We start from the raw sequence: 24,907 nt of genomic DNA on the forward strand, positions 1-24,907 counted from the left end.
AATCATCATACCCGTTTATTTCCTAGGATTCAAAAAATTTATCATACAAACAAAAAAGCAAAGTGACCATGTATATGCAGAAATTCTAATTTTTTTCTATAAACCGTTCGACAAATTTCTACAAGCGTCGAGCTGTGGATAACTTTATTAACATTATACACAGTGACAGACCAATATATTTAGTCAGAAACAGCTGTTTACTAACAAGTTATATACAATTCCCTGTAGATAACTTGCAACTTGTCCGTCAATCCCTTTCATGATAAAGTGTTATTAACTTCTTAGACAAACTTCAAAACCTTTAAAATTGTATAGGAAGTAAGCTTCCAATACAGGAGGGGCTGCATATGGAACACTTATCAGATGAATTGTTAATTGAATCTTATTTTAAAGCAACTGAATTAGGTTTGAGTCCAGATTTTATCCGTTTAATTGAGAAAGAAATTGAAAAACGTTCCTTAGTTCACGAAATCATTTATTCGGCTAATTGAATCTAACTAGAACAGTAGAGAAAAATACAAATTTTGTCGAACTCTTGTCACTTTTATATAAGGCAAGAGTTTTTTGTTTTGGTATGATAGTAGTATATGTCATCTATAGGATTGCATTAGTTGAATATTGTTGTTATTTTTGATAAAAATGTACTATGATGAGTTAAGTACATTCATATTGTTCCTTGTTTCACAATATAAAGGAGGACTTTAACTAAAGATGCTGTTTACTATTATCATCCCATTACTATTTGCAATTTTTGTACCTGCTTTTGCAAAATGGAAAGACAAAATTCATACAGGCTATTTTGTTCTTCTCGTTCCATTATCCATTTTCATTTACTATCTCCAATTTATTGGTGAGGATTTTCAACCAATTTCCGCTTCTTATTCATGGATACCATCACTAATGATTTCCTTATCTTTCTACCTTGATGGACTGAGTTTATTATTTGTACTACTTATTAGTGGAATTGGAACACTAGTCACTTTTTATTCCATTTATTATCTACATAAATCGGAGCGGCTTGGATCTTTCTATGTTTATTTGTTATTATTTATGGCTGCAATGCTAGGTGTTGTATTGTCTGACAACATATTTGTACTATATACATTTTGGGAGCTAACATCGATTTCATCATTCTTACTTATTGGTTATTGGCATCACCGCGCCGCCTCCCGTTATGGTGCTTTAAAGTCTATGATGATAACTGTTTTTGGCGGACTAAGTATGCTCGGTGGATTAATTCTGTTGAATGTCATCACAGGCACTACTAGTATTCAAGCAATGATTCAACAAAAGGATATTATTCTCGAAAGTCCTTATTTGCCGATAATTATGACATTTATTTTCCTAGGAGCATTTACAAAATCTGCCCAATTCCCATTTCATATATGGTTACCTGATGCAATGGAAGCACCTACCCCAGTTAGTGCCTATTTGCACTCTGCAACGATGGTAAAAGCTGGTATCTTTCTGATTGCTCGTTTCTTACCTATCTTCGTCTTAAACGAATGGTTCTTTGTTGTAGTAAGTGGTATCGGGATACTAACTTTATGTTGGGGATCATTTATGGCAGTAAGACAAACAGACTTAAAAGGGATTCTTGCATTCTCTACTATCAGCCAGTTAGGGTTGATTATGAGTTTGTTAGGTATCGGAACGAAGACAGCTATATTTGCTGCTGCTTTTCACACCTTGAATCACGCAACATTTAAAGGAAGTTTGTTCATGATTGCTGGCATAGTCGATCATGAAACAGGTACAAGAGATATTCGTAAATTAGGTGGGTTAATGACCTTATTACCAATATCTGCAACATTAGCATTTTTCGGCGCATTTTCAATGGCTGGAATGCCTTTACCGTTCCTAAACGGTTTTTATAGTAAGGAAATGTTTTTCGATGCAACGTTGGAATTACATGATAACCCACTAGTTGGAGCACAATTACTCGGGCAAGCAATACCATACTTAGCGGTTATTGGAAGTATTTTCACATTTATCTATTCCATGTATTTAGTCTTTGGTACATTTACAGGCAAGGCAAAATTAGATCAATTACCTAAGAAACCTCATGAAGCTCCACTTGGTATGCTTGTGTCACCAATCCTATTAGTGATTGCCGTAATTGTCATCGGTCTATTTCCGAATCTAGTTAATCAGTCGTTTCTAGCCCATACCGCAGAGGCAATTAGTGGCTACCAAATTGAAAAGAACATTGTATTTTGGCAAGGATTTATTCCACCTTTATTTATGTCGATTACAGTTGTTGTGCTTGGAGCACTTTTATATGTGACTAGAAAGAAGTGGTCAAAAGTTTACACTGTTATTCCAGGTAACCTTAGCTTTAACCGTGTCTATGACAAGATTATCGTTGGGGTTGAAACATACTCGAGTAAGATTACGAACAGCTATATGAATGGTTCACTTAGAAGATATATAGCATTAATTATGACAATGATTGTCGTGACCACATTTGTTACCATTTTTGCAACCGGCGGATTTCAGATAAAGACAGATGATTTGGCAGAAGTATCTTATGCCGAGATTTTTGTAGCAGTTACAATGGCGCTTGCAGCAATTGGAACTGTCTTTGCCAGAAATAAAATTGCCGCAATCCTAATCCTTGGTGTTGTTGGCTACGGGTTATCTCTGTTATTTGTTATTTATCGGGCTCCAGACCTTGCTTTAACTCAGTTAGTTGTCGAAACAATAACCGTGGCATTATTTTTGCTATGCTTTTACCATCTTCCTAATTTAAGAAAAACAGACGATACAATCGGAATCAAGCTTACAAATGGAATAATTGCTACTAGTTTTGGAACGATGATGACACTGGTTGCGATTTCTGCTCACAGTAGTAAATGGTTTCCAACCATATCTGATTACTATGTAGAAACATCCTACAAGCTTGGTGGTGGAGACAATATTGTGAACATCATATTAGTCGATATGCGGGGCTTGGATACGTTATTTGAAATTACTGTTCTTGGTATTGCTGCACTTGCTATCTACGGAATGGTAAAGCTACGAGGCGAAAAGGAGGGTGAGTAACGATGGAAATAATCATGTCTATTTTATCGGGCATTTTATTTACAACTGGCATCTACAATCTGTTACAAAAACAATTACTTAGAATAATAATCGGGACAGCATTAATTTCCCATGGTGCTCACCTATTCATCTTGACAATGGGAAAGTTAAAAAGAGGGGCACCGCCAATACTTGAATATGACATTAGTCAATATACTGACCCATTACCACAAGCTCTGATTCTAACATCTATTGTTATCAGCTTCGGGGTCACAAGTTTATTACTCGTGTTGGCATATCGCGTTTCCAAACGAAATGAAACAGACAATATGGATTTATTAAGGGGTAACGAAAATGAGTAACTTAGCTGTTTTACCAATTGTCATGCCGTTGATTGCCGGGGTATTGCTTGCTTTTTTTCATAATAAACTACCTTTGGTCAGAACATTGGCGAAAGTTCTAACAATAATCAACTTTCTTGTTGTTTTATACGTCTTTTATTATGTGATTAATAATGGATCTGTTGTACTAGAGACCGGTGGATGGATTGCTCCATACGGTATCATCTTAGTAGCGGATATATTTTCTATAACGCTCGTTTTAACGACAAATATTATAGCCTTGGCAACGGTTTTTTATGCTCCACTAACTTTATCAAAAAAGCAAGAAGAGTTTTACTTCTATTCTTTTTTCTTTTTATTAATAACTGGTGTGTCCGGGGCTTTTATTACTGGAGATTTGTTTAACCTTTTTGTATTTTTTGAAGTATTGCTTATGGCTTCCTATGGATTGATTGTTCTCGGTGGAGAAAGAGTTCAATTACGTGAATCGATAAAATATGTGCTAATCAATTTGTTTTCTTCAATGCTGTTTGTAACAACAGTTGCTTTTCTATATTCTGTCGTTGGAACGGTAAATATGGCTCAAATTGCTGAAAGAGTCGGTGAGGTTGAACAAAAGGGTGTTTTAACAACCATTGCTATTTTACTATTCTTTGTCTTTGGGACAAAAGCCGCCTTATTCCCATTGTATTATTGGTTACCGAAACCCTATACGGTTCCTAACCCGGTAGTTTCCGCCTTATTTGGTGCATTGTTAACTAAGGTAGGAATTTATTCAATCATTCGCATATTTACACTTATATTCGTTTATCAAACAACTTTTACCCATGATTTATTTCTATGGATAGCAGTGTTCACCTTAATCTTTGGGGTAATTGGTGCTCTATCAACAAATAATATAAAATTAATCATTGCTTACAACATTATTCCTGCAGTGGGCTTTATGTTACTTGGAGTTGGCATTCTCAATGAAACAGCAGTTAGCGGGACAGTATATTATTTGGTTCATGACATGCTTATAAAAGCTGCCTTATTTTTATTAATTGGGGCAATTGTACACTTGACGGGTACTACGGATTTAAAAAAGATGGGTGGACTCATCCATCATTATCCATTGCTTGGTTGGATGTTGTTCCTTGCTGCCTTAATTTTAGCAGGAATTCCACCATTTAGCGGATTTATCGGCAAGCTCTTATTACTACAAGGTGCGCTTTTAAACGGCGAAATACTTGTTGTTATTATCGGTCTCCTGTCGAGTCTGTTAATTCTATTTTCCGTAATGAAAATCTTTATTCGTGCTTTTTGGGGAGAAGAAAACAAAGAAATTCAACCTAACAGAAAAATGGCAAATAAACTTACGATACCCGCAATTTTCTTGTTATTTTTCTCTGTATTATTAGGTGTTGGTGCAGAATTATTTTACCCAGGTGTTAAAAATATCTCTGCCTATCTATTAGACCCTGAAATCTATATACAATCTGTTTTAAAGGAGTAACCTTATGGCATTTCAGATGATTTTAAACATTATCATTGCAATAATGTGGATGTTTTTAAGTGAAAATTATACATTTTCATCATTTATTTCAGGCTATATTATCGGAATACTACTCTTACTTGCATTCCAGCGGTTTATTCCAGACAACTTTTATATGATCCGTGTCGTAAAAGTAATTCGATTAGTCTTATTATTTTTCAAAGAGCTCCTTCTTTCAAATATTGAAATAGTTAAACTAGTGTATAAACCGAAGCCGAGTTTTGAACCAGGTATTTTTGCTCTTCCTACCGAGTTAAAGAGCAATTGGGAAATTACCATGCTCGCTAACCTAATAACTTTAACACCTGGGACTTTATCTGTAGCTGTATCCGATGATAACTCCACCATTTTTATACACGCAATGGATTTAGGAGATGTAGAGGAGTCAATTCAAGCAATTAAGGATACATTTGAAAAGGCCATTATGGAGGTGACACGATGAGTACTTTGCTAGAAACATCCCAACAATTAATTCAAATCGTAGCAGTCTTATGTATGGTGGTTATTTCACTTTCGATTATTTTACTACTTTATCGTGTCATTTTTGGACCAACTAACCCAGACCGTGCCATTGCACTTGACACGATTGGAATAAATTTAATGGCACTTGCAGGTCTTGTGGCAGTTTTATTATTAACGACTAAGTTTAATGATGTCATACTGTTAATTGGCATTCTGCTATTTATAGGGACAATAGCCATTGCAAAATTTATAGAAAAGGGTGTTATTATTGACAGGGACTTGGATTAATTTTCTCATCGATATCGTCATCATCATTTGCTTACTGGTCGGAACGTTTTTTATCTTCTCAACATCAATCGGAATTCTGAGATTTCCAGACGTGTATACTAGACTCCACGCATCAACTAAAGCAGCAACTCTTGGTGTTGCTGGTGTTATGATAGGTGCTTTTCTTTTCCTTTACTTGGAAAATGGAATAGTAAGCGGAAAACTTATCCTCGGTATTGTATTTGTTTTGTTAACTGCCCCAGTTTCTGGTCATATGATCTCAAGAGCTGCGCATCAAAGCGGCGTTAAGCCTTGGTCAAGAGGACAGTTAAAGGATGATTTCGCCGATGCACTGAAAAGTAAAAATAAAAATTAGCCTAGAACTTAGAAAATCTAATTAACATTACATTGGTCTAAAATACAGTTAACGACTCTAACATTATTTGTTGGAGTCGTTTTTTTACGTAATGAAAAAAATTCAGTAGTATGTCAACAGATAATCCTTTGCTGTGAAGAGGCAGCTGCACTTTTTTTAGAGTTAATACTGTGCGCTTGTAAATTTTTTTGGTCTGGACAGGCACAAAATCATACTTTGCACATACAGTATGTTATAGGCCTTAGCCTAATCTTGTAGGAGGTGCATGTGTTTTGTCCACGATTCTAAGCGCGCTTACTTTCCTAATTAAAGAGGTGCTATTTTTCGTTTCTTACGTTAAAAATCATGCCTTTCCACAACCATTATCAGCTGAAGAAGAGGCAAAATATATTGAAAAGATGCAAGATGGTGATTCCCATGCAAGAGATATGTTAATTGAGCATAATCTGCGCTTAGTTGCTCATATTGTAAAGAAATTTGAAAATACTGGAGAAGACACGGAAGATTTAATCTCGATTGGTACGATTGGTTTAATAAAGGGAATCGAAAGTTTCTCAAGTGGAAAAGGGACCAAATTGGCTACCTACGCTGCTAGGTGTATCGAAAATGAAATTCTGATGCATTTGAGAGCACTAAAAAAATCAAAAAAAGATGTTTCATTGCATGATCCGATAGGCCAAGATAAGGAAGGAAACGAAATAAGTTTAATTGATATTTTACAAGCAGAAAACGAGGATGTTATCGAGTACATCCAATTAAACATGGAAGTTGCTAAAATATCTGAATACCTAGATATATTAGATGATCGTGAAAAAGAAGTAATTACAGCAAGATATGGCCTTGGTAATAACGAAGACTTGACTCAAAGAGAGATAGCAAAAAAATTAAATATTTCTAGAAGTTATGTAAGTAGAATAGAGAAACGTGCATTAATGAAAGTATTCCATGAATACTACAAGAAGGAAAAGCAAAAAAGCAATGAAAATTAATTGACTGAAATTAAGGCAAAGACCTATACACAACCGCCCTTTATTCATAAGTTATTAGTAAAGAATCCAAAAGGCGGTGAATAAATATGCCATACTGGGGATATCAAGGATATCCTTATACAGGATATGCTAACTATGGGTATGATGCATTAGGCTATGGAGACTTTGGTTATGGTTATCCTGGTTATGGTTTTGGATACGGCAATGGATTTGGTTATTCCTTATTTATTGTTGGCATCGTTCTATTGTTAATTCTGGGTGGAGCCTATTATTATTTTAATTATGTATAAGAAAAGCGAAAGCGCCTTGCTTATCTTTTAAAGAGAAAAAACCTCTGATTCTACCATAGATCAGAGGTTTTAATCTTGTAAAAGATCACTTAATTGCTTTTTCCACTTAATAACCAAGTATAAAAACACACCTGAACTAATTAAACTAAGCAATAATAGCCAAACAAGCAAGATCCCTTTATCAGAAGGTTCAAGATAATTAGTAATAATCATACCTAAATAAAAATAGACACTTAAAACAATTAATGTAATAAAAAAACGACTATAATCTTCTATTCTCTGTTTTATCCTTTGTTGCTCCATCTCCATTTAGTTCCCCTCCCCACTAAAGGATACCATATAGCTGATGGGAAAAATAAATGTAAATGATGGAATTGCCTTAACACAATAATTATTTTAGCTCTTTAACCAAAGCCATAATTAAATTTGCTGCGTTAGTCGCTGCTTTTTCTAAAAATGCGTCAAAGGAAACCGAAGACTCCTTCCCTGCTATGTCAGATAATGCACGGATAATAACGAACGGTGTCTGATACTGATAACATACTTGAGCAATAGCAGCTGCTTCCATTTCTACTGCAAGCATTGTTGGAAACTTATCACGAACAAAATCAACTTTGTGCTTGTCTTGCATAAAAGAGTCTCCAGTTGCAATTAGACCCTTCTCTGCTTTTATTCCACGAGACATATTAATCACTTTTTCAGTTAAAGAAACTAAATCGTCGTTCGCTTTAAAAGTCGTTGGCATACCTGGTACCTGGCCATAATCGTATTGAAAAGCAGTTACATCAACATCATGATAGATAACTTCCGTCGAGATAACTAGGTCACCTACTTCTAGATTTTCAGCGAAACCGCCTGCTGAACCCGTATTAATTATTATTGAAGGCTTGAAACGTTCATGCAAAATCGTCGTAGCCATTGCTGCATTTACTTTACCAATACCAGACTTTAGTAAAACAATATCCTGCTCAACTAGTGAACCAATAACAAATGGACACCCTGCTACCGTTTCTTCCTTATCAATCTTCATGCTTTCTTTTAATAGTTGTACTTCTTCATCCATTGCTCCAATAATTCCTATTGTCACTGTCTTTAGTTCCTCCTTATTCAGAAGCTGATTGTTCACTAGAATCAGTTTCAAATCTACGCTTTTGATCATTTTCTTTCAATCTTTCTACTTTTGTTGGCATCCATCCTTGGTTTTCAATCCAAGAAACATAAACACGATAAATTTCCGATTCAGCTTTATCTGAAACAGTGGCATTTACTTTCTGTTCACCATCACGCTCTACCCACCACTGAATCATATTATCGGTAGTCAACCCTGTCGCGATTTCAACCGCACGCATCATTTCCTTCCAATCGGTCGAATCCTGCTCGAAAGTAATGGTATGTGGTTCTTGTTGTACTGTTTCAACCGGATCCCAATTACCTTCATAAGCTTCTAAGACATTGTCATCATCTGATTGGACAATAGTAATATCAGCGCTATTGTCATCGTTTGTGTTTGTATTCTGTTCTCCTTCTTTTAGGTTTCCATCATCGACTGATTGTTCCGACTGAGACGAATCATCATCTGGATTAGTAGTTTCACTATTTTGCTTCTCACCAGATACTGTTTGGGCTGGACCAACTGAATCGTCTGGACCAAAAAGGATTAGGCTAATCAAAGCAACAACACATAGTCCTCCTAAGACGAGCAGCCATGAAATAGCTTTTGTATTTTTTCGTTTCTTTTCAAATCGATCGAGACGTGTGTATGTACGAAAATCTTTTGGCATAATCCCTTCCTCCTCTTTTTCTCTTTTCTTATTATACTATTTTCCATGTATGTGACCAATGGTCCATTGGTACAAAATGGACAACTTTTTTTGTCGAACCACTACTAGTTTTGGCATATTAGAAGGAGTTTCATCATATGTATCTAAATAAGACTAAAGAGATCTAAGAAGGAGTGTGTCTGGACTTGAAAAGTACGACATTTGATCGAAAATTATGGAATTTATCTTCATTCGAAAAAGTAAGCTATAACAAATGTAATCAAATCTTCACGGTGTATTTCCATAATGGTTCACAAATTGATTTTAGTGAGGTTACAGAAGAAACTGTATTCCAATTTGTTATTTCGATAGATAAAGAAAATTATTTGCAATCACATCTGTTAGTAAACTTTCCTTACATACAATATACTACAAGGGTCTCCAAACTTTCTTAAGGGGACCCTTCAGAAGTTAATTGTTTCACAATTGCTTGATAAATTGGATACGTTTTGGCCTGATCATTGGTTTGATCTAAATCAACAACTACCATTACATACCTAGGGTTTTCCACTGGAAAAAAACCAGCAAACCAATGATTATAGCGATTTTCTTTGCCAATCTGTGCTGTTCCTGATTTACCTGCAACAGATAGTTGTTTTAAATAGGAACCTGTTCCATTTTCCACTACCTCAGTTAACATTTTCTTTAGTTTAACTGCAGTTTCTTTTTCCAATTGGTTTTCTTTTTGATAATGATCTGGAAACTGCTTCATGACAGTTCCGTTGTTGTATAAAATTTTATCTACTACCCGAATCTCTCTTTTCACACCATTATTGACGATGGTTGAAATCATATTTGCTACAGCTAAAGGAGTTACTTTAACCTCTTTTTGACCTATTGCTGTTTGGGCAATAGCCCTTTGTACGGAACGGTCATAGACATCTCCCCATATTTTTCCGTTTTCCTCCTCAGGAAATTGTTTGAAATTGTTAAGATGAAAGATATTTCCTACCCAACCAACCGGTCCGAGTAGGCCTAATTTATCTGCATAGGTTTCAATAATCGTGTTATTTTCGCCGACTAACTTTTTACCAATAGTCGCAAATGTATAGTTACAACTCTTTGCAAAGCTTTCTATAAAATTAAGCTCACCTAGCTTTCTATCAGAAGCCCCATCTCCGTATACATTCAAATCACAATCATAGGTGTTATTAACAGTTGCTTCATCATTTTCAATGGCAGCAGCTGCAATTACTGTTTTAAAAACAGACCCTGGAAAATGAGCTGTCAACATTTGATTACGAACAGTGTCAGTAGCAAAGGGTTGTTCTGTGTCCATTTTTGGTCTAGATAGAAGCGACACGAGTTCATTTGTTCTAACATCTAATAACACTACCCCACCCTTTTTCATCCCATAAGAATCAACTGTTGTTTCAATCATTTGTTGAATGTCTGAATCAATTGTTGTTGAAAGCTTTAGAGGGTAATAATCATTCTCTGAACCAACATAACGTAAATCAAGGCCTAATAAAGGATTTCCAATTGCATCAACACTGTACATCAGCTTTTCCTGCTGTTTTGCTTGTAAAAACGAATCAAACGCCTTTTGTATCCCAGAAATGCCAATCGACCTGTCACTTTTCTCCACATCACCATACCGTTTGTCATATTCCTTAGGATTATCTCTAACTAATCCAATCAAATGTTCAGCAATTGTCGGGTCTTTTGTACCATCTCTTCGGACTGCAATCATCCCAGGAATATCTGCATTCTTCACCTGCTCCACCATATCCTCTGAGATTTGTTTGTCCAATAGTTGAGAAAGAAAAATCGGTTTTTTGATGGTTTTGAGCTGCTGTTGCCACATCGGGGCTAGCTGATTTAACATTAAGCTAACTGTTGGAGGTAAATCCATTGTAGCAAGAAAGGGAAAAAGGACAATATCTTCAACCTTAGATGTACCTAAAGGTTTGTTAAATCGATCCAATAATACCCCTCGACCGCTGGATAGTTCTATTTCTGTTATTCTTTGTTCCACACTTTTTTTTAATAGATTCACTTTCTCAGGTCCATACGCATCTGGCGAAAAGAGTTGAATATCTGCAAGTTTAAAAATAATAAAACAAAAATAAAGAACTAATAAAGTAGTACAAACTAAAATCCGGGATCTTTTCATAATAACCTCCTCCCAGTTGAAGTATCTACTTTTCTCTATTTTTTAAACCTTTCCTACTACTTAAAAATAAAAATACCGGAACCCTGTTACAGGCTCCGGTATTTTTGTCTACTATTCAACATTAAGAATTTTAACATTCATATCGCCGCCTGGAGTTGGTACAGTAATCTCTTCTCCTATCTCACGACCAAGTAAACTTTTGGCGATTGGTGAATCGTTCGATATTTTCCCTTCAAACGGGTCTGCCTCTGCACTTCCGACAATGGTATATGTTTCTTCATCACCATCAGGTAGCTCTTGAAATGTAACTGATTTACCTAACGATACTATATTAGGATTTTGATTATCATTTTCAATAATGACGGCATTACGTATCATATTTTCAACTTGTGCAATTCTTGATTCTACAAAAGCCTGTTCATCTTTAGCAGCATCATATTCAGAGTTCTCCGATAAGTCACCGAAACCTCGAGCAATTTTAATCCGTTCAACTACCTCTTGTCGTCTTTCGGTTTTAAGATAATGTAATTCATTTTCTAGTTTGTCTTTACCTTCTTGGGTCATATAATAGCTCTTCTCTACAGCCATTCCTAACACTCCTTTAATCCCGACAATATTTCTAACCACCATTTTATAACCAATACTAATATAATTGTTTTACAAAAATTGGATAAATGGATAAATTAAAACTACTAACAAATACTATGGCAGATTTCCACTAAATTTTCAATACTTTTCTATCTTTCCCTATTAAAACATATTCCGATTAAGGATCGTTTGAATTTTCGTTGCCATTAGGTCAATTGCAACATGATTTTGTCCACCCTCTGGAATAATAATATCAGCATACCGCTTTGTTGGTTCAACAAATTGGAGGTGCATTGGTCTAACAACATTTATGTACTGATCAATTACCGAGTCAATAGTTCTCCCCCTCTCTTTAATATCACGAGCCATTCTACGAATGATTCTTACATCTGCATCCGTGTCGACAAAGACTTTTATATCCATAAGGTCTAACAACCTTTTGTCTTCAAGAATTAGTATTCCTTCTAAGATAATGACCTCCTTTGGTTCCACATGGATAACTTCCTTTGAACGAGTGTGTAGCTTGTAATCATAAACAGGTTTGTCTATCGCCTGGTGATTTAACAAATCATGTACATGTTGAACAAGTAAGTCATTATCAAAGGCGAAGGGATGATCATAATTAGTGTTTAATCTTTCTTCATAAGGGATATGTGATTGATCTTTATAATAGTAATCTTGTTCTATAACAAGGATAGAAGTATTGCCAAATTGTTGAAAAATCGAATTCGTCACCGCTGTTTTACCCGAACCTGAACCTCCAGCTACTCCGATGATGACGGGCTTATGTTTTTCCATTGTTAGCTCTCCTCACTTTTATCCTTTTCTTTGACGCTAATCGCAACGCCATCCCCAATTGGAACAATGGTTGTTTTGTAACTAGGATGGTCAACAAGCCAATCATTATACTGACGAACTTTCGCAGCAATTTTTTTTAGTCTTTTGTTATCAGTACTTTCGTCAAAAACAAGCCCCTTGAATAAGACGTTGTCTGAAACAATTAGTGCATCGTCTGTTAAAAATTTTGTGTACATGTCAAAAAAATGCTGATACTGTCCTTTTGCTGCATCAATGAATAACAAGTCAAAAGGTCCCATAGCTTTAACTTGCTCACTTAGATTTAAAGCATCGCCAAATAAAACAGTAATCTGATTTTGTTTATTTAACTCATTTATATTGTTTATCGCTTCCTTATACCGAATTTCATCTCGTTCAATCGTAACAATCGAGGTATTCTCGTAAGCCTCTACCATCTGCAAGGCAGAGTAACCGATCGCAGTCCCAATTTCTAGGATTCGCTTCGGTTTTTTTATTCTAATTAATTGCATGAGAAAATCAACTGCTAGTGGTTCCATAATGGGAACTTGATTATCTGCAGCATATTTTTCTAACCGGGCAACCCACGTTTTATTCGTGCCCCTTGTTTGCATTAAATAGGCATGTAATTGATCATCCATCTATATTCACCTCATGAAAATTTTTGTGACTTTCTAGCAATTACAAAAAGCAGGGAACTTTTCCCCGCTTATAGTTAATAACCTATCTTTCTAAGTATTCGGCGACTAGTTGTTGGTGCTCTTCGTAAGTTTTTGCATAGTAAATCTTGCCATCATCCGCAGCAATAAAATACATGTAATCAGTCTTTTCAGGTTCAAGTACCGCAAGTAAAGAATTCTCATTAAAATTAGAAATCGGACCGACTGGTAGACCACTGACTTTATATGTGTTGTACGGCGAATCGACCTCTAGATATTCATAAAGAACACGATCCTTACGTTCACCTAGTGCATATAGGACGGTTGGATCTGTTTGCAGCCTCATATCAGCTGCCAAACGGTTATAAAACACGCCCGCAATCCTTTTTCGATCTTCTTCGGTTTGGGCCTCATTTTCTACGAGAGATGCCATTGTTATGATGTCGTGAACAGTCCAATCTTCTTTTTGGTTAATTAAATCAAGATAATTGGTTACCACATCCTCCGTTTTTTGAAGCATTGCATTAACGATTGTATCGATACTAGGGTTCGTTTCATAAAATTGATAGGTTGCAGCAAACAAATAGCCTTCTAATGGTGTCTTAATGTCGTCAGCAAGTATTTCCTCAGACAGGATTGTCGGATAAGTATTAATTAACTGCTTAACATAATCAGGGTCTTCTACTACCTCTATAAATTCATCTTTGTCAACATTAGCTTTTTCTGCGTATAAAGAAGCTATTTGTTCCATTGTCTTACCTTCTGGAATTGTGACTGTTAACACTGGTTCTTTGATAATTTTCCCCGTCTGAAGCGCTGCTGTTATGTCGGCTAATGTCATCGAAGGGGATAGATCATATTTTCCCGCTTGAAAATCTGCAGCATTACTAAATTTAATATAAAAGCGAAAAATCATTGCGTTATTTATGATTCCTTTTTCTTCAAGAATCGAAGCAATTTGTGATGAAGATGACCCTAATGGTATGTCAACGCTGACAGTCGCACTGTCCTCAGGGTTTACCGGCTCTAAACCTGATTTAATGTAAGAGTATCCGGTAATACCACCAACGATGATGGCAATTGTTACAAGTGTAAGGATCACTGCAACAATTTTTCGCACCATTTTGGCTTCTTCTGATCTTTCAGTTACTAGTTGTTTTAGCCTCTCATTTTCATCTCTATTATTATCAGATGTAGTCATGAAACTGCCTCCCTTCATCCGGATACATTATACTACACAAATCGTCATTTTTTCTATTATTTTCACATTATTCGCACCATGAATAAACAGATTTGACAGAAAAGGAGGGTCTGACCTCGGGCGAGATCAGACCCTGTTTTCTTTTAATCGGCTTCTTCCTCGGTTAAGGTATTCAACATTTCTTCAACCATTTCCCACTCTTCATCTGTTTCAATATGGAAAAGAGATAAATCATCTTCGTTTGCCTGATCTTCATAACGAAAAGCAAATACTTCAACTTCTTCATCGTCTTTTTGATCAACCGGAACTACTGCAATATACGAACTTCCTGTATCATCAACATCAAAGGTAAATAAAACTTCAAACAGATGTTCTTCTCCATTATCATCGGGAATGATAATTCTTTCTTTTTCTTCTAGGGCCACAGAAGCACCTCCACTATTTCTTAGTATCAAGATAACTTTGCAAAATGATGGCAGCCGCCATTTTATCGATTACCTTTTTTCGCTTTTTTCGACTCATATCTGCTTCAATTAAAATTCTTTCAGCCGCCATGGTTGTTAAGCGTTCGTCCCAAAGAACAGTTTCAACCCCATACGTATGATGAAGGTAATCAGCATACTGTTTCGATTTTTCACCGCGTTCACCAATCGTACCATTCATATTCTTTGGCAAGCCAACGACAATTTTGTTGACTTCATGTTCATCAATAATAGGTTTTAATTGAGAATCGGCACTAGTAAAATCCTGTTCTTCCCACTTTATTGTGGTAACACCTTGGGCTGTCCATCCAAACGCATCGCTTACTGCAACGCCGATTGTTTTTTGTCCAACATCCAATCCTATTGTTTTCATTATTTATCCTCTTTATGCTGACTCAGGTAATGTTTTACTAGTTCCTCAATAAGCTCGTCCCGTTCAATCCTTCTAATTAGATTTCTTGCATCCTTATGGCGTGGAATATATGCTGGGTCGCCTGATAGTAAGTAACCAACAATCTGATTAATTGGGTTGTATCCCTTTTCCCTCAACGCTTCATGCACTGTCATTAATACTTCCTTTACACTCTCGTCTAAAGGTTGATCTTGGAAATTAAACTGCATTGTTTTGTCCATTGATTCCATGGAATCACCCCGTTTCTTCAATTTTTTCGGTAGTTTCCATTGATAGTCCCTTTCATTATATCTTTTAAAGGGTTGTGTTGACAAATCATGCTTTTGTTTTCACGTAAGTTTTTGCATACATTAGGGCATCATTTAACTGTTCCGGGTTTTTTCCGCCTGCTTGAGCCATATCAGGACGACCACCACCGCCACCACCACAACGTGTAGCTGTTTCTTTAATAAGGTTACCTGCATGATACCCTTTCGCAATCAAATCTTTAGATACACCAGCAGCTAATTGTACTTTGCCATTGTTTACCGAACCTAGCAAGATAATACCTGAACCTAGTTTTTGTTTCAGTTCATCTACTATATTTCTTAATTGATTCATGTCTTTTACGTCTACTTGTTTTGCAAGTAACTTAACACCATCAATGTCCTCCACATCGTCTAGGATAGAAGATGCTTCCATATTTGATATCTTCGCACTTAATGATTCATTTTCCCGTTGAAGCTCTTTTATTTCTTGAAATAGACCTTCAATTCGAGTTGGAACTTTATCCTCAGCCACCTTTAACAATTTAGCAGATTGGGTTAACGTTTCATGTTTTTGCGTTAAATATTGATAAGCAGCCTTACCAGTAGTAGCTTCAATTCTTCTAGTTCCTGCACCAATTCCTGATTCAGTGCTAATCTTAAACAAACCAATTTCGGCTGTATTTGTTACATGGCAACCCCCACATAGTTCAATACTGTATTCCCCAACTTGTACTACCCGAACAACATCGCCATACTTTTCACCAAATAAAGCCATCGCTCCCATTTCTTTTGCTTCTGCTAGCTTATGATGTGCAATTGCGACCGGGATAGATGCCCATATTTTTTCATTCACAATGCCCTCTATTTTTGTCAGTTCTTCTTCAGATATTCCGCCAAAGTGAGAGAAGTCAAATCGAAGTCTACCAGGAGCAACAAGTGAACCTGCTTGGTTTACATGCTCACCTAACACATCCTTTAATGCTTGGTGTAATAAATGTGTTGCCGTGTGATTCTTAACGATAGAGCCCCTATATTCTTGATCAACTACAGCTTTTACCCGATCTCCTTTGGATAGGGTTCCTTGTTTTACGATAATTCGATGTAAGTTTTGACCTTTAGGCGCTTTTTGTACATCGATAACCTCTGCTTTCGCAGTTTGAGTATAAATAAAGCCCCTATCAGCAATTTGTCCCCCGCTTTCTGCATAAAAAGGTGTTTCCTCAAGGATAATGTAAACCTCTTCTCCTTCATTAGCAGAAACTTGGAAGTCTTTATCTTTCACCATTTCTAATACAGATGTTTCCAATTCTAAACGTTGATAGCCAATAAAAGAACTTTTCACTTCAACCTCACTTAGTACACCTTCTTGGACTTGCATCGAATCGACCTTCTGCCGTGCTTTTCGGGCCCGGTCTCTTTGTTTATTCATTTCCTGTTCGAATCCAGTCTCATCGATTTGGAAACCTTCTTCTTCAATATATTCTTCTGTTAATTCCTTTGGAAAACCATAGGTGTCATAAAGTCTGAAAACTTCTTCACCAGGAAACGTATTACTTCCTTTTTGTTTTTCCTTTTCAATAATCTCAGCCAAAATGGCAAGTCCTTCATGTAACGTTTCGTGAAACCTTTCTTCCTCCGTTTTTATCACATTTTCAATAAAATCTTTTTTATTGCTAACTTCTGGATAAAATTCTTTCATTATTTCGCCAACAGTTCCTACTAAACGGAACATAAATGGGTCATCAATACCAATTTGTTTCGCATATCTAACCGCTCTTCTTAATAATCTTCTTAATACGTATCCTCTACCCTCGTTAGAAGGTAATGCACCATCACTTATGGCAAAAGTAACTGTTCGGATGTGGTCAGCAATTACTTTGAAGGCAACATCAAGTTCTTCCTTTTCCCCGTAACGAACACTTGCCATTATTTCCACATCTTTCATTAATGGCAGAAACAAGTCCGTTTCAAAATTTGTTTTCGTATTTTGAATCACACAGACCATACGCTCTAATCCCATGCCTGTATCAATATTTTTCTTTGGTAGCGGTGTATAAGTATCGTCCGGATTATGATTAAATTGCGAAAAGACAAGGTTCCAGATTTCTAAATATCTTTCATTCTCCCCACCAGGGTACAATTCCGGATCATTCGGGTCGTTTCCAAACTTCTCTCCTCGGTCATAGAAAATCTCGGTATTTGGTCCACTTGGTCCTTCTCCAATGTCCCAGAAATTTTCTTCTAATCGAATGATTCTTTCTTCAGGCAAACCAATATGATTTTTCCATAGTTGATACGCTTCGTCATCTTCAGGATGAACAGTTACTGATAGGCGTTCTTTATCAAAACCAACCCACTTATCACTTGTCAAGAACTCCCATGCAAATTCAATTGCTTGTTCTTTAAAATAATCCCCAATGGAGAAGTTACCTAACATTTCGAAAAAGGTATGGTGTCTTGCTGTATACCCAACATTTTCGATATCATTCGTTCTGATTGATTTTTGAGCATTGACGATTCTTGGATTTTCTGGAATAACCCTTCCATCAAAATATTTTTTCAATGTAGCAACACCACTGTTGATCCATAACAGGGTTGGATCTTCATGAGGAACTAATGAGGCACTGGGTTCCACACGATGACCTTTTTCTTTAAAGAAGTCTAAATACATTTGTCGAACTTGAGCAGATGTTAAATGTTTCATTTCTTTTTCCTCCTATTTGCTTTCGTAATACAAGTTTGCTTACCTTATCTGAACAATGAATACAAAAAAAACTCTCATTCCTGCTAAATTAGCAGGGACGAGAGCATTCGCGGTACCACCCTGATTATGACTACTATTCTAAGTGCCATCACCTTCTGTCGCATGTAACGGTGCGAACCGGTGGCGATTAAACCACACTCAGAACTAGCTTCCATGACCCTTCACCTAGAATTTCTCCCAGCCTAAGGAAATTCCTCTCTTTTTATCCAAACAGGATATAGATGGTCTGCCATGTACTCATGATCGTCAACACTTTAACTACATTTATTCATATCGATTCGATTGAATTATAGAAAACATTTAACATTTTGTCAATTATTGTAGCGATAAGCGTTAATATGGATAATAAAAACCTTTATCACAGATAAAACAGGCACGGCTACAATCATACCTACCACGCCCCCTATCTCACCCCCTACAATCAAGGCAAATATAATTATAATTGGGTGGATGTCGATACTTTTTCCAACAATAAATGGAGACAATAGGTTACCCTCAATAATTTGGACTATAAAAACAGATAAGATGACAAAAACGACCATTTTCATTGATATGGTAAAAGCGATAATCAAGGCAGGAATAGCGCCTAATAGTGGTCCAAAATAAGGAATAATATTAGTTATTCCCATCGTTAGTCCTAATAGTAATGGATACTTCATCCCGATTAACCACAAGAGTCCATAAGAGGTGAGCCCAACGAATAGGCAGACGAGTAATTGTCCTCTTATATAATTCCCCAAACTTTTATCGATATCAATTGCTAAGTCCTTTCCCTCTTCTCGGTATTTCTTTGGGGTAAGCTTCCAAAGTGAAGATTGTATTTTCTTAAAGTCTTTTAGAAAGTAAAAAACAAGAACCGGAATAACCGCTATCACAACAACTACATCCATTATTTTAGTAAGCTGTTTGACACTATTGGTGATAAAATCCCCTACAAATTCTTCTAAATCATAAAAAAAGTCATCCATCTTTTTATGAACTGCTTCCGGCAAAAAGGCTGTTTTTTCATACAAACCATGTGTTGTGTTCCGGTACATATCAATGAACTGAGGAAGATTTTTATCCAGGTCATTTAATTGGTTGATCATTAGGGGATAGGCTTTATATAATCCAAACCCTACTCCACCAAAAAAGAGAATATAAATAGTTAAAATTGCAAGCCACCTTGGAAAATGGAAACGATGCAGCTTCTCGACAATTGGGTGTAGCAAATAAGCTATGATTCCAGAAATTATAAAAGGCATTAATATTTTAAGCGATGTAGTAAAAAATTTTTCATAAAAAGGGAATAGGATAGTAAGCAAATAAAGAAATAAAAAAGACAATATACCAACTAAAATCCAATATAAGAAACGCATCGATTTATTTTGGTTAAACATGGAAAACTTCTCCTTATCATTTCTTATTTGAAGAACAAAAGCGCGAGGGCGCTGAAGCTAATAAGAAAGTATAAAAAAACCAAGCATGGATAATTCAGCGACAGCCACGTCAAATCTTAAATGAGCCCCTGTCAACCTGACAAGGGCTTATTAAAGCTAACGCAGGACGTCTCGAACGATTTTTTTTGCTTGGCGCATCGTCCTTTCGTTAAGGATATCGTTCATATGGATGTTGCGCTTTTTAGCTGTACGATAAATAGCAGCGCCTACACCCATTGATACAAGTGAGGATACAATTCGATTCAAGTTAATTCCCCCCTAGTTTTATTTAATTACCATTGTAATCTTCTTTCTTCTTCTGAGAATAAATCGTTTAACGAGCTTAATGAACCATCTGACTCTACTTCATGTACTTGAAAAACGCCATTCTGCACGGAAAGTTCAATAAAACAATTCCAACAATAATAGTGTTGATTCCCTATCTTCCCTATATCTTTCCCTTTACAATTTGGACAATTCATTTTTTAAGCAACTCCTTCACGTTCGATAAAGTTACTTCAATTATTGCCCAATTCAAGGAAAGATATACTACCATCTACTAGACGTGGTATGTCTTTATTTTGTGTAAATTACATAAAGTCATAAGGAGAAAGTTCTTCCTCTTTTTCATCTGTATCGATATTTTTGTTTTGCCTTCCAACGATGGACTCTAACATGTAAATCAAGGAGGTAAACCTTTTATTTGTGTCTTCCTCTGTTATTCCTTGTAAAAACGCTTGTTTATCTCCGCATAAAATTAGCGATTTTTTAGATCTAGTTATAGCAGTATAAAGCAAATTCTTTCGTAACATTCTTCGGTAGCTAGGAACAACTGGTAAAATTACAATAGGAAATTCACTGCCTTGTGACTTGTGGATAGAAGTACAATATGCATGCATAAGATTAATCAAATCTTTACGTTGGTATCCGACTTCTTTATCTTCAAACATCACAACAATTTCTTCTTCTTGATCTTTTCCTTCATCTTCCTCATAAATGGCAGCTATTTCGCCGATGTCACCGTTAAAGACACCATCTTCTGGTTGGTTGACTAACTGAATTACTTTATCACCTGTTCGAAAGGTAAAATCTTTTGTTTTTATTTCTCTTCTTGTCTTGCTCTTAGGATTTACTAGTTTCTGAAGTTCTTCATTTATTCGGTGAATGCCTGCCAAACTTCGGTACATAGGTGCAATGATTTGTAAGTCATGTAGATCAACACCTTTATCAATTGCTCGCTTAACGATTTGCATAATAACATGAATAACTTGGTCCTCGCGACACTCAATAAAATTAAAATCATTTTCTTTTCGTAAGGAATGAGCGGAACATTCGTTATTTTTGATTTCATGGGCTAATTGAATAATCTTAGACCCTTCCTTTTGACGATACACTTCATTTAATTTAACAAACGGTAATAAATGTGAAGCCAACAGATCAGCAAGCACTTGACCAGGGCCAACTGATGGTAATTGGTCTTCATCACCGACAATTAACACTTGCATCTCGTTAGGAACAGCCTTAAACAGTTGATTTGCTAACCATATATCAACCATGGAAAATTCATCAATAACTAGTAGTTTTCCACTTAGTTGATTATCTTGGTCCTTTTCAAACGACTCAGTTCCATTCCAGCCAAGTAACCGGTGAATGGTCATTGCAGGTAATCCAGTCGATTCCTTCATTCGTTTTGCAGCCCTACCAGTAGGAGCAGTCAATACGAACGGATAGTTGTCTTTGTTATCTTTATAGTCTCTAGGATCAAGGGATAAACCGTGAATTTTTGCATAGGCTTTAATAATTCCTTTAATTACTGTTGTTTTCCCAGTTCCCGGTCCACCAGTTAAAATCATCACTTTGGAAGACAGTGCTTGCTTAATTGCTTTAAATTGCTCTTTTCCATAGCTTAAAGATTCTTGTTCTTCAATTTCTCCTACAATTTTCATTAATTCAGCATCGTTTACCGACTCTTCTAGACTTTGACTGATTATTCGCGAAATTTGTGTAGCTAACCCACTTTCAGCGTAATATAGCGTTGGTAAATAGACATTTGATTCGTGCACGATTATCTGTTTTTGTTTATTCAGCTCTAGTATTTCTCGGGAAATATCTTCAAAGGATAAGCCTAGTGCTTGTCCAAGCAATAGATGGTCAGTCCGAACAATGTGTTCTTTGATCGGAAGATATACATGTCCATCCGTAATACTTTGTTGTAAGGTGTAAATGCATGCCGCTTGAATTCGACTTGGATGATTCATTGGGAAATTTTGCTGTTTCGCAACTTCATCAGCACGCTGAAACCCAAATCCATCAATATCAAAAACGTATTGATAAGGGTTTTCTTTTAATAAGTCAACTGCTTCTTCTTTGTATTTTGCATAAATTTTTTGAGCTAATTTAAGGCCAATCCCATAGCTTGCTAGGTTGACAACAACATGTTCAAATCCTTGGTTCTCTTTCAATTGCTTATATAGTTGATCTTTTTTCTCCTTAGGAATACCAGGTACTACATTAAGTGCCTGTTTATCTTTGATTATGGTTGAAATGGCTGTCTCACCCAAGTGAGACACTATTTTCTCAGCTGTTTTCTTTCCGATTCCGAAGAAAAGCTCGCTTGACAAATATGCAACAATGCCTTCTTTTGTTGTCGGTACAAATCGTTGGTAATGATCAACATGGTATTGACGGCCAAATCGCTTATGTTCCTCAAACGTCCCATAAAATGTATATACTTCCCCTTGGCTTAAGATAGAAAAATACCCTTTTATAACAATTTCCTTCTCATCTAGCGGCTCATTAGTTTCTGTTATTTTTATTTTAGCAATGGAAAAATGTTCGGCTTCGTTTACAAAAATGGTATGTAATAACTCACCTTTAATAAAGCCAGTTGCTTCGTTTAATTCATTATTTTCCATTACCATGAACTCCCTTCAATAAACTTGTACGTACGGCCAAATTTTTCTAATAGTTAATCGGTTAGTAGCTCTTCTATTTTTTTCTTTCCATTTGCAGCTAATAGGTGGTCAGGTTGAATTTCTACTGCCTTAGTAAAGTTCTCTAGTGCACGATCAACGTCTTCCTGATAAAGGTAGCAAACACCTAAGTTGTAATATGCATCACTATGGTCGTTATTTAGCTTTAACACATCTTCAAAAACTTCTTTAGCAACATCAACTTGGCTTGTTTGCGCCAAGGCTAGTCCATATTGAAACAAAATTGCTTCTTCTTCAGGATTGAGTTCCTGTGCACGCTGTAAATATGGTAGTGACAGTTTGTGGTGGTCTTGCTTTTGAAAAGATATTCCTAACAAGAAATATACGTCTGCTTCCTTTAATCCTAAGTCAAGCGCTTGTTGAAAGTGCTGTTGTGCCTTTTTGTAATTTTCCTGTTCAAAAAAAACATTGCCTAAACCATAGTGTGCTGTTGCAGCCTGATTATCTAATTCAATTGCTTTTTCAAAAAATTTTTCTGCTCTCTCAAAGTCTTGTATATGTAACAACAAATTACCAAAATTAATATACCCGACTGGATCTGTTGGTTTTTGTTCTATTTCATCGGTAAAAAATTTAGCAGCTTCCTCCATTTTACCTTCGTTCAACAATTCTATTCCCTTGTTCATTATTAATCACCTCTTATTGTAGTTCCAATTGCTTCGTTTCTATTATAACGCTTTCTGTTATAGTCCAGTTTCGCGGGCTAGATGCTCGTGACATAAGCAGTTCTCCTACTGTGACCAAAAATCGGTCACTTTCGGCGCTCTGCTTATGCAGTCGCATCTACCAAGCCCGCTACGCTTTCTGTTATAGTCCAGTTTCGCGGGCTAGATGCTCGTGACATAAGCAGTTCTCCTACTGTGACCAAAAATCGGTCACTTTCGGCGCTCTGCTTATGCAGTCGCATCTACCAAGCCCGCTACGCTTTCTGTTATAAAAAGAGGGTAGACATTTAGGAATTCCCTAATTTGCCCACCCGGTTGTTAGTTATCCGACATAATCGATTGATGTTTCATTTTTAATGATTTCGTCTATTGTACCGCCACCTAAGCAGACTTCTTCTTGATAAAAAACAACTGCTTGGCCGGGTGTTATTGCTCTTTCTCGTTCATGAAAATCAACTCTTACGTTGCCATTTTCTAATGGGATAACAGTTACTTTACTGTCGTTTTGGCGATATCTGAATTTGGCGGTACACTCTAATGGTCCCGCTAAATTGGCTCCATTTATCCAATTCAGTTGTGATGCAATTAATGCATCTGAATACAAATATTCATTGTGAAAGCCCTGTTCAACATAAAGGACATTTTCTGATAAGTTTTTACCGACAACAAACCAAGGGTCTCCTGCACCACCGATCCCTAACCCCTGCCTTTGCCCAATCGTATAATACATTAATCCATCATGATTGCCTTTTTCGATTCCAGATAAAGTCATCATTTTCCCAGGCTGTGCAGGTAAATATTCACTTAAAAATTCTTTGAAATTTCTCTCCCCAATAAAGCATATACCTGTACTATCTTTTTTCGTAGCAGTTGCTAAATCATTGGCTGCAGCAATTTTACGCACTTCTTTTTTAGGTAAGTGACCAAGTGGGAACATAACTTTGGCTAAGACGTCTTGACTAAGTTGGTTTAGAAAATATGTTTGGTCCTTGTTGCTATCTACACCCCTTAGCATTTCATACGTGTCCCCAACTTGTCTTACCTGAGCATAGTGACCTGTCGCTAAATAATCGGCGCCCAGTGACATAGCATGGTCGAGAAACGCTTTAAACTTAATTTCTTTATTACACATCACATCTGGATTAGGTGTTCGACCAGCTTTATATTCATCTAAAAAATACGTAAACACTTTATCCCAATATTGTTTTTCAAAATTAACAGCATAGTATGGGATATCCAATTGATTACAAACACGAACAACATCATCAAAATCTTCTGTTGCAGTACAAACGCCGTTTTCATCAGTATCATCCCAATTTTTCATAAAGATACCAATCACATCGTAACCTTGTTGCTTTAATAACAAAGCCGCAACAGATGAATCTACTCCACCGCTCATACCTACAACTACTCTAGTACTTGCATTGTCTTTCATATATCTC

General features: G+C 36.3%; 28 protein-coding genes. 10 read left to right on the top strand and 18 right to left on the bottom strand.

The window, feature by feature from the left end:
• Positions 1-347 precede the first annotated feature (347 nt).
• From sda to NC799_RS01580, 9 genes are all read left to right on the top strand, one after another.
• A complete protein-coding gene (gene sda, locus NC799_RS01540) occupies positions 348-491 on the top strand; it encodes a sporulation histidine kinase inhibitor Sda (RefSeq protein ID WP_272444551.1) in 144 nt (47 codons plus the stop codon).
• A 220-nt stretch (positions 492-711) separates the two neighbouring features.
• Positions 712-3,045, top strand: a complete 2,334-nt coding sequence (locus NC799_RS01545; protein ID WP_272444552.1) for a Na+/H+ antiporter subunit A — start codon at positions 712-714, stop codon at positions 3,043-3,045.
• 2 nt (positions 3,046-3,047) lie between these two features.
• Positions 3,048-3,386 carry a Na(+)/H(+) antiporter subunit C gene (locus NC799_RS01550; protein WP_272444553.1) on the top strand — a complete coding sequence of 113 codons (339 nt, stop codon included), beginning with the start codon at positions 3,048-3,050 and terminating at the stop codon, positions 3,384-3,386.
• A complete protein-coding gene (locus NC799_RS01555; RefSeq protein WP_272444554.1) occupies positions 3,379-4,860 on the top strand; it encodes a Na+/H+ antiporter subunit D in 1,482 nt (493 codons plus the stop codon). Before NC799_RS01550 ends, NC799_RS01555 begins: the two co-directional genes overlap by 8 nt.
• Before the next feature lie 4 nt (positions 4,861-4,864).
• Complete coding sequence (locus NC799_RS01560) at positions 4,865-5,341, top strand: Na+/H+ antiporter subunit E (RefSeq protein ID WP_272444555.1); 477 nt, start codon at positions 4,865-4,867, stop codon at positions 5,339-5,341.
• Positions 5,338-5,649, top strand: a complete 312-nt coding sequence (locus tag NC799_RS01565) for a Na(+)/H(+) antiporter subunit F1 (protein WP_272444556.1) — start codon at positions 5,338-5,340, stop codon at positions 5,647-5,649. Before NC799_RS01560 ends, NC799_RS01565 begins: the two co-directional genes overlap by 4 nt.
• Positions 5,630-6,004 carry a monovalent cation/H(+) antiporter subunit G gene (mnhG, locus tag NC799_RS01570; protein WP_272444557.1) on the top strand — a complete coding sequence of 125 codons (375 nt, stop codon included), beginning with the start codon at positions 5,630-5,632 and terminating at the stop codon, positions 6,002-6,004. The genes NC799_RS01565 and mnhG overlap by 20 nt, the downstream gene beginning before the upstream one ends.
• Positions 6,005-6,276: 272 nt before the next feature.
• Positions 6,277-6,993: an RNA polymerase sporulation sigma factor SigK gene (gene sigK / locus NC799_RS01575; RefSeq protein ID WP_272444558.1), complete on the top strand. Its 717-nt coding sequence runs from the start codon at positions 6,277-6,279 to the stop codon at positions 6,991-6,993.
• Positions 6,994-7,079: 86 nt separating this feature from the next.
• Complete coding sequence (locus tag NC799_RS01580; protein WP_272444559.1) at positions 7,080-7,283, top strand: sporulation protein YjcZ; 204 nt, start codon at positions 7,080-7,082, stop codon at positions 7,281-7,283.
• Positions 7,284-7,352: 69 nt separating this feature from the next.
• Here NC799_RS01580 and NC799_RS01585 read toward each other — a convergent pair whose 3' ends face one another.
• The 3 genes from NC799_RS01585 to NC799_RS01595 all read right to left on the bottom strand — a co-directional run bounded on the left by NC799_RS01585 (position 7,353) and on the right by NC799_RS01595 (position 9,064).
• A complete protein-coding gene (locus NC799_RS01585) occupies positions 7,353-7,592 on the bottom strand; it encodes a YrhC family protein (RefSeq protein ID WP_272444560.1) in 240 nt (79 codons plus the stop codon).
• An 82-nt stretch (positions 7,593-7,674) separates the two neighbouring features.
• Positions 7,675-8,370: a 5'-methylthioadenosine/S-adenosylhomocysteine nucleosidase gene (gene mtnN / locus NC799_RS01590; protein ID WP_272444561.1), complete on the bottom strand. Its 696-nt coding sequence runs from the start codon at positions 8,368-8,370 to the stop codon at positions 7,675-7,677.
• Between the two features lie 16 nt (positions 8,371-8,386).
• Positions 8,387-9,064 (bottom strand): YrrS family protein, encoded by a 678-nt coding sequence (locus NC799_RS01595; protein ID WP_272444562.1) that lies wholly within the window; start codon positions 9,062-9,064, stop codon positions 8,387-8,389.
• A 185-nt stretch (positions 9,065-9,249) separates the two neighbouring features.
• Here NC799_RS01595 and NC799_RS01600 point away from each other — a divergent pair, with 185 nt between their 5' ends.
• On the top strand, positions 9,250-9,498 hold the full coding sequence (locus NC799_RS01600) for a KTSC domain-containing protein (RefSeq protein ID WP_272444563.1): 249 nt from the start codon (positions 9,250-9,252) through the stop codon (positions 9,496-9,498).
• Here NC799_RS01600 and NC799_RS01605 read toward each other — a convergent pair.
• The 15 genes from NC799_RS01605 to mnmA all read right to left on the bottom strand — a co-directional run bounded on the left by NC799_RS01605 (position 9,495) and on the right by mnmA (position 24,900).
• Positions 9,495-11,219 (bottom strand): peptidoglycan D,D-transpeptidase FtsI family protein, encoded by a 1,725-nt coding sequence (locus tag NC799_RS01605; protein ID WP_272444564.1) that lies wholly within the window; start codon positions 11,217-11,219, stop codon positions 9,495-9,497. The genes NC799_RS01600 and NC799_RS01605 overlap by 4 nt on opposite strands.
• A 111-nt stretch (positions 11,220-11,330) precedes the next feature.
• A complete protein-coding gene (gene greA / locus NC799_RS01610) occupies positions 11,331-11,807 on the bottom strand; it encodes a transcription elongation factor GreA (protein WP_272444565.1) in 477 nt (158 codons plus the stop codon).
• A 162-nt stretch (positions 11,808-11,969) separates the two neighbouring features.
• Entirely contained in the window at positions 11,970-12,605 is a 636-nt protein-coding gene (udk, locus tag NC799_RS01615) for a uridine kinase (RefSeq protein WP_272444566.1), read from the bottom strand.
• A gap of 2 nt (positions 12,606-12,607) precedes the next feature.
• Positions 12,608-13,264, bottom strand: coding sequence for an O-methyltransferase (locus tag NC799_RS01620; protein WP_272444567.1), 657 nt, complete (start codon positions 13,262-13,264; stop codon positions 12,608-12,610).
• An 82-nt stretch (positions 13,265-13,346) separates the two neighbouring features.
• The gene (mltG, locus tag NC799_RS01625) at positions 13,347-14,483 is read right to left on the bottom strand and encodes an endolytic transglycosylase MltG (protein ID WP_272444568.1); all 1,137 of its coding nucleotides are present in this window, start codon (positions 14,481-14,483) and stop codon (positions 13,347-13,349) included.
• Between the two features lie 143 nt (positions 14,484-14,626).
• Positions 14,627-14,908: a DUF1292 domain-containing protein gene (locus NC799_RS01630; protein ID WP_272444569.1), complete on the bottom strand. Its 282-nt coding sequence runs from the start codon at positions 14,906-14,908 to the stop codon at positions 14,627-14,629.
• Positions 14,909-14,921: 13 nt separating this feature from the next.
• A complete protein-coding gene (ruvX, locus tag NC799_RS01635) occupies positions 14,922-15,338 on the bottom strand; it encodes a Holliday junction resolvase RuvX (protein WP_272444570.1) in 417 nt (138 codons plus the stop codon).
• Entirely contained in the window at positions 15,338-15,607 is a 270-nt protein-coding gene (locus tag NC799_RS01640) for an IreB family regulatory phosphoprotein (RefSeq protein WP_272444571.1), read from the bottom strand. The genes ruvX and NC799_RS01640 overlap by 1 nt, the downstream gene beginning before the upstream one ends.
• A gap of 85 nt (positions 15,608-15,692) precedes the next feature.
• Complete coding sequence (gene alaS, locus NC799_RS01645) at positions 15,693-18,329, bottom strand: alanine--tRNA ligase (protein WP_272444572.1); 2,637 nt, start codon at positions 18,327-18,329, stop codon at positions 15,693-15,695.
• Positions 18,330-18,700: 371 nt separating this feature from the next.
• Positions 18,701-19,768: an AI-2E family transporter gene (locus NC799_RS01650; protein WP_272444573.1), complete on the bottom strand. Its 1,068-nt coding sequence runs from the start codon at positions 19,766-19,768 to the stop codon at positions 18,701-18,703.
• Between the two features lie 156 nt (positions 19,769-19,924).
• The gene (locus NC799_RS01655; RefSeq protein ID WP_272444574.1) at positions 19,925-20,074 is read right to left on the bottom strand and encodes a DUF3918 family protein; all 150 of its coding nucleotides are present in this window, start codon (positions 20,072-20,074) and stop codon (positions 19,925-19,927) included.
• A 26-nt stretch (positions 20,075-20,100) separates the two neighbouring features.
• Complete coding sequence (locus NC799_RS01660; RefSeq protein ID WP_272444575.1) at positions 20,101-20,289, bottom strand: hypothetical protein; 189 nt, start codon at positions 20,287-20,289, stop codon at positions 20,101-20,103.
• Positions 20,290-20,397: 108 nt separating this feature from the next.
• Positions 20,398-22,722, bottom strand: a complete 2,325-nt coding sequence (gene recD2 / locus NC799_RS01665; RefSeq protein ID WP_272444576.1) for an SF1B family DNA helicase RecD2 — start codon at positions 22,720-22,722, stop codon at positions 20,398-20,400.
• 53 nt (positions 22,723-22,775) lie between these two features.
• Positions 22,776-23,426, bottom strand: a complete 651-nt coding sequence (locus NC799_RS01670) for a tetratricopeptide repeat protein (protein WP_272444577.1) — start codon at positions 23,424-23,426, stop codon at positions 22,776-22,778.
• Positions 23,427-23,787: 361 nt separating this feature from the next.
• Positions 23,788-24,900: a tRNA 2-thiouridine(34) synthase MnmA gene (mnmA, locus tag NC799_RS01675; protein ID WP_272444578.1), complete on the bottom strand. Its 1,113-nt coding sequence runs from the start codon at positions 24,898-24,900 to the stop codon at positions 23,788-23,790.
• Positions 24,901-24,907 lie beyond the last annotated feature (7 nt).

This window comes from Aquibacillus salsiterrae (assembly GCF_028416595.1).
Classification (GTDB): Bacteria; Bacillota; Bacilli; order Bacillales; family Amphibacillaceae; genus Aquibacillus_A; species Aquibacillus_A salsiterrae.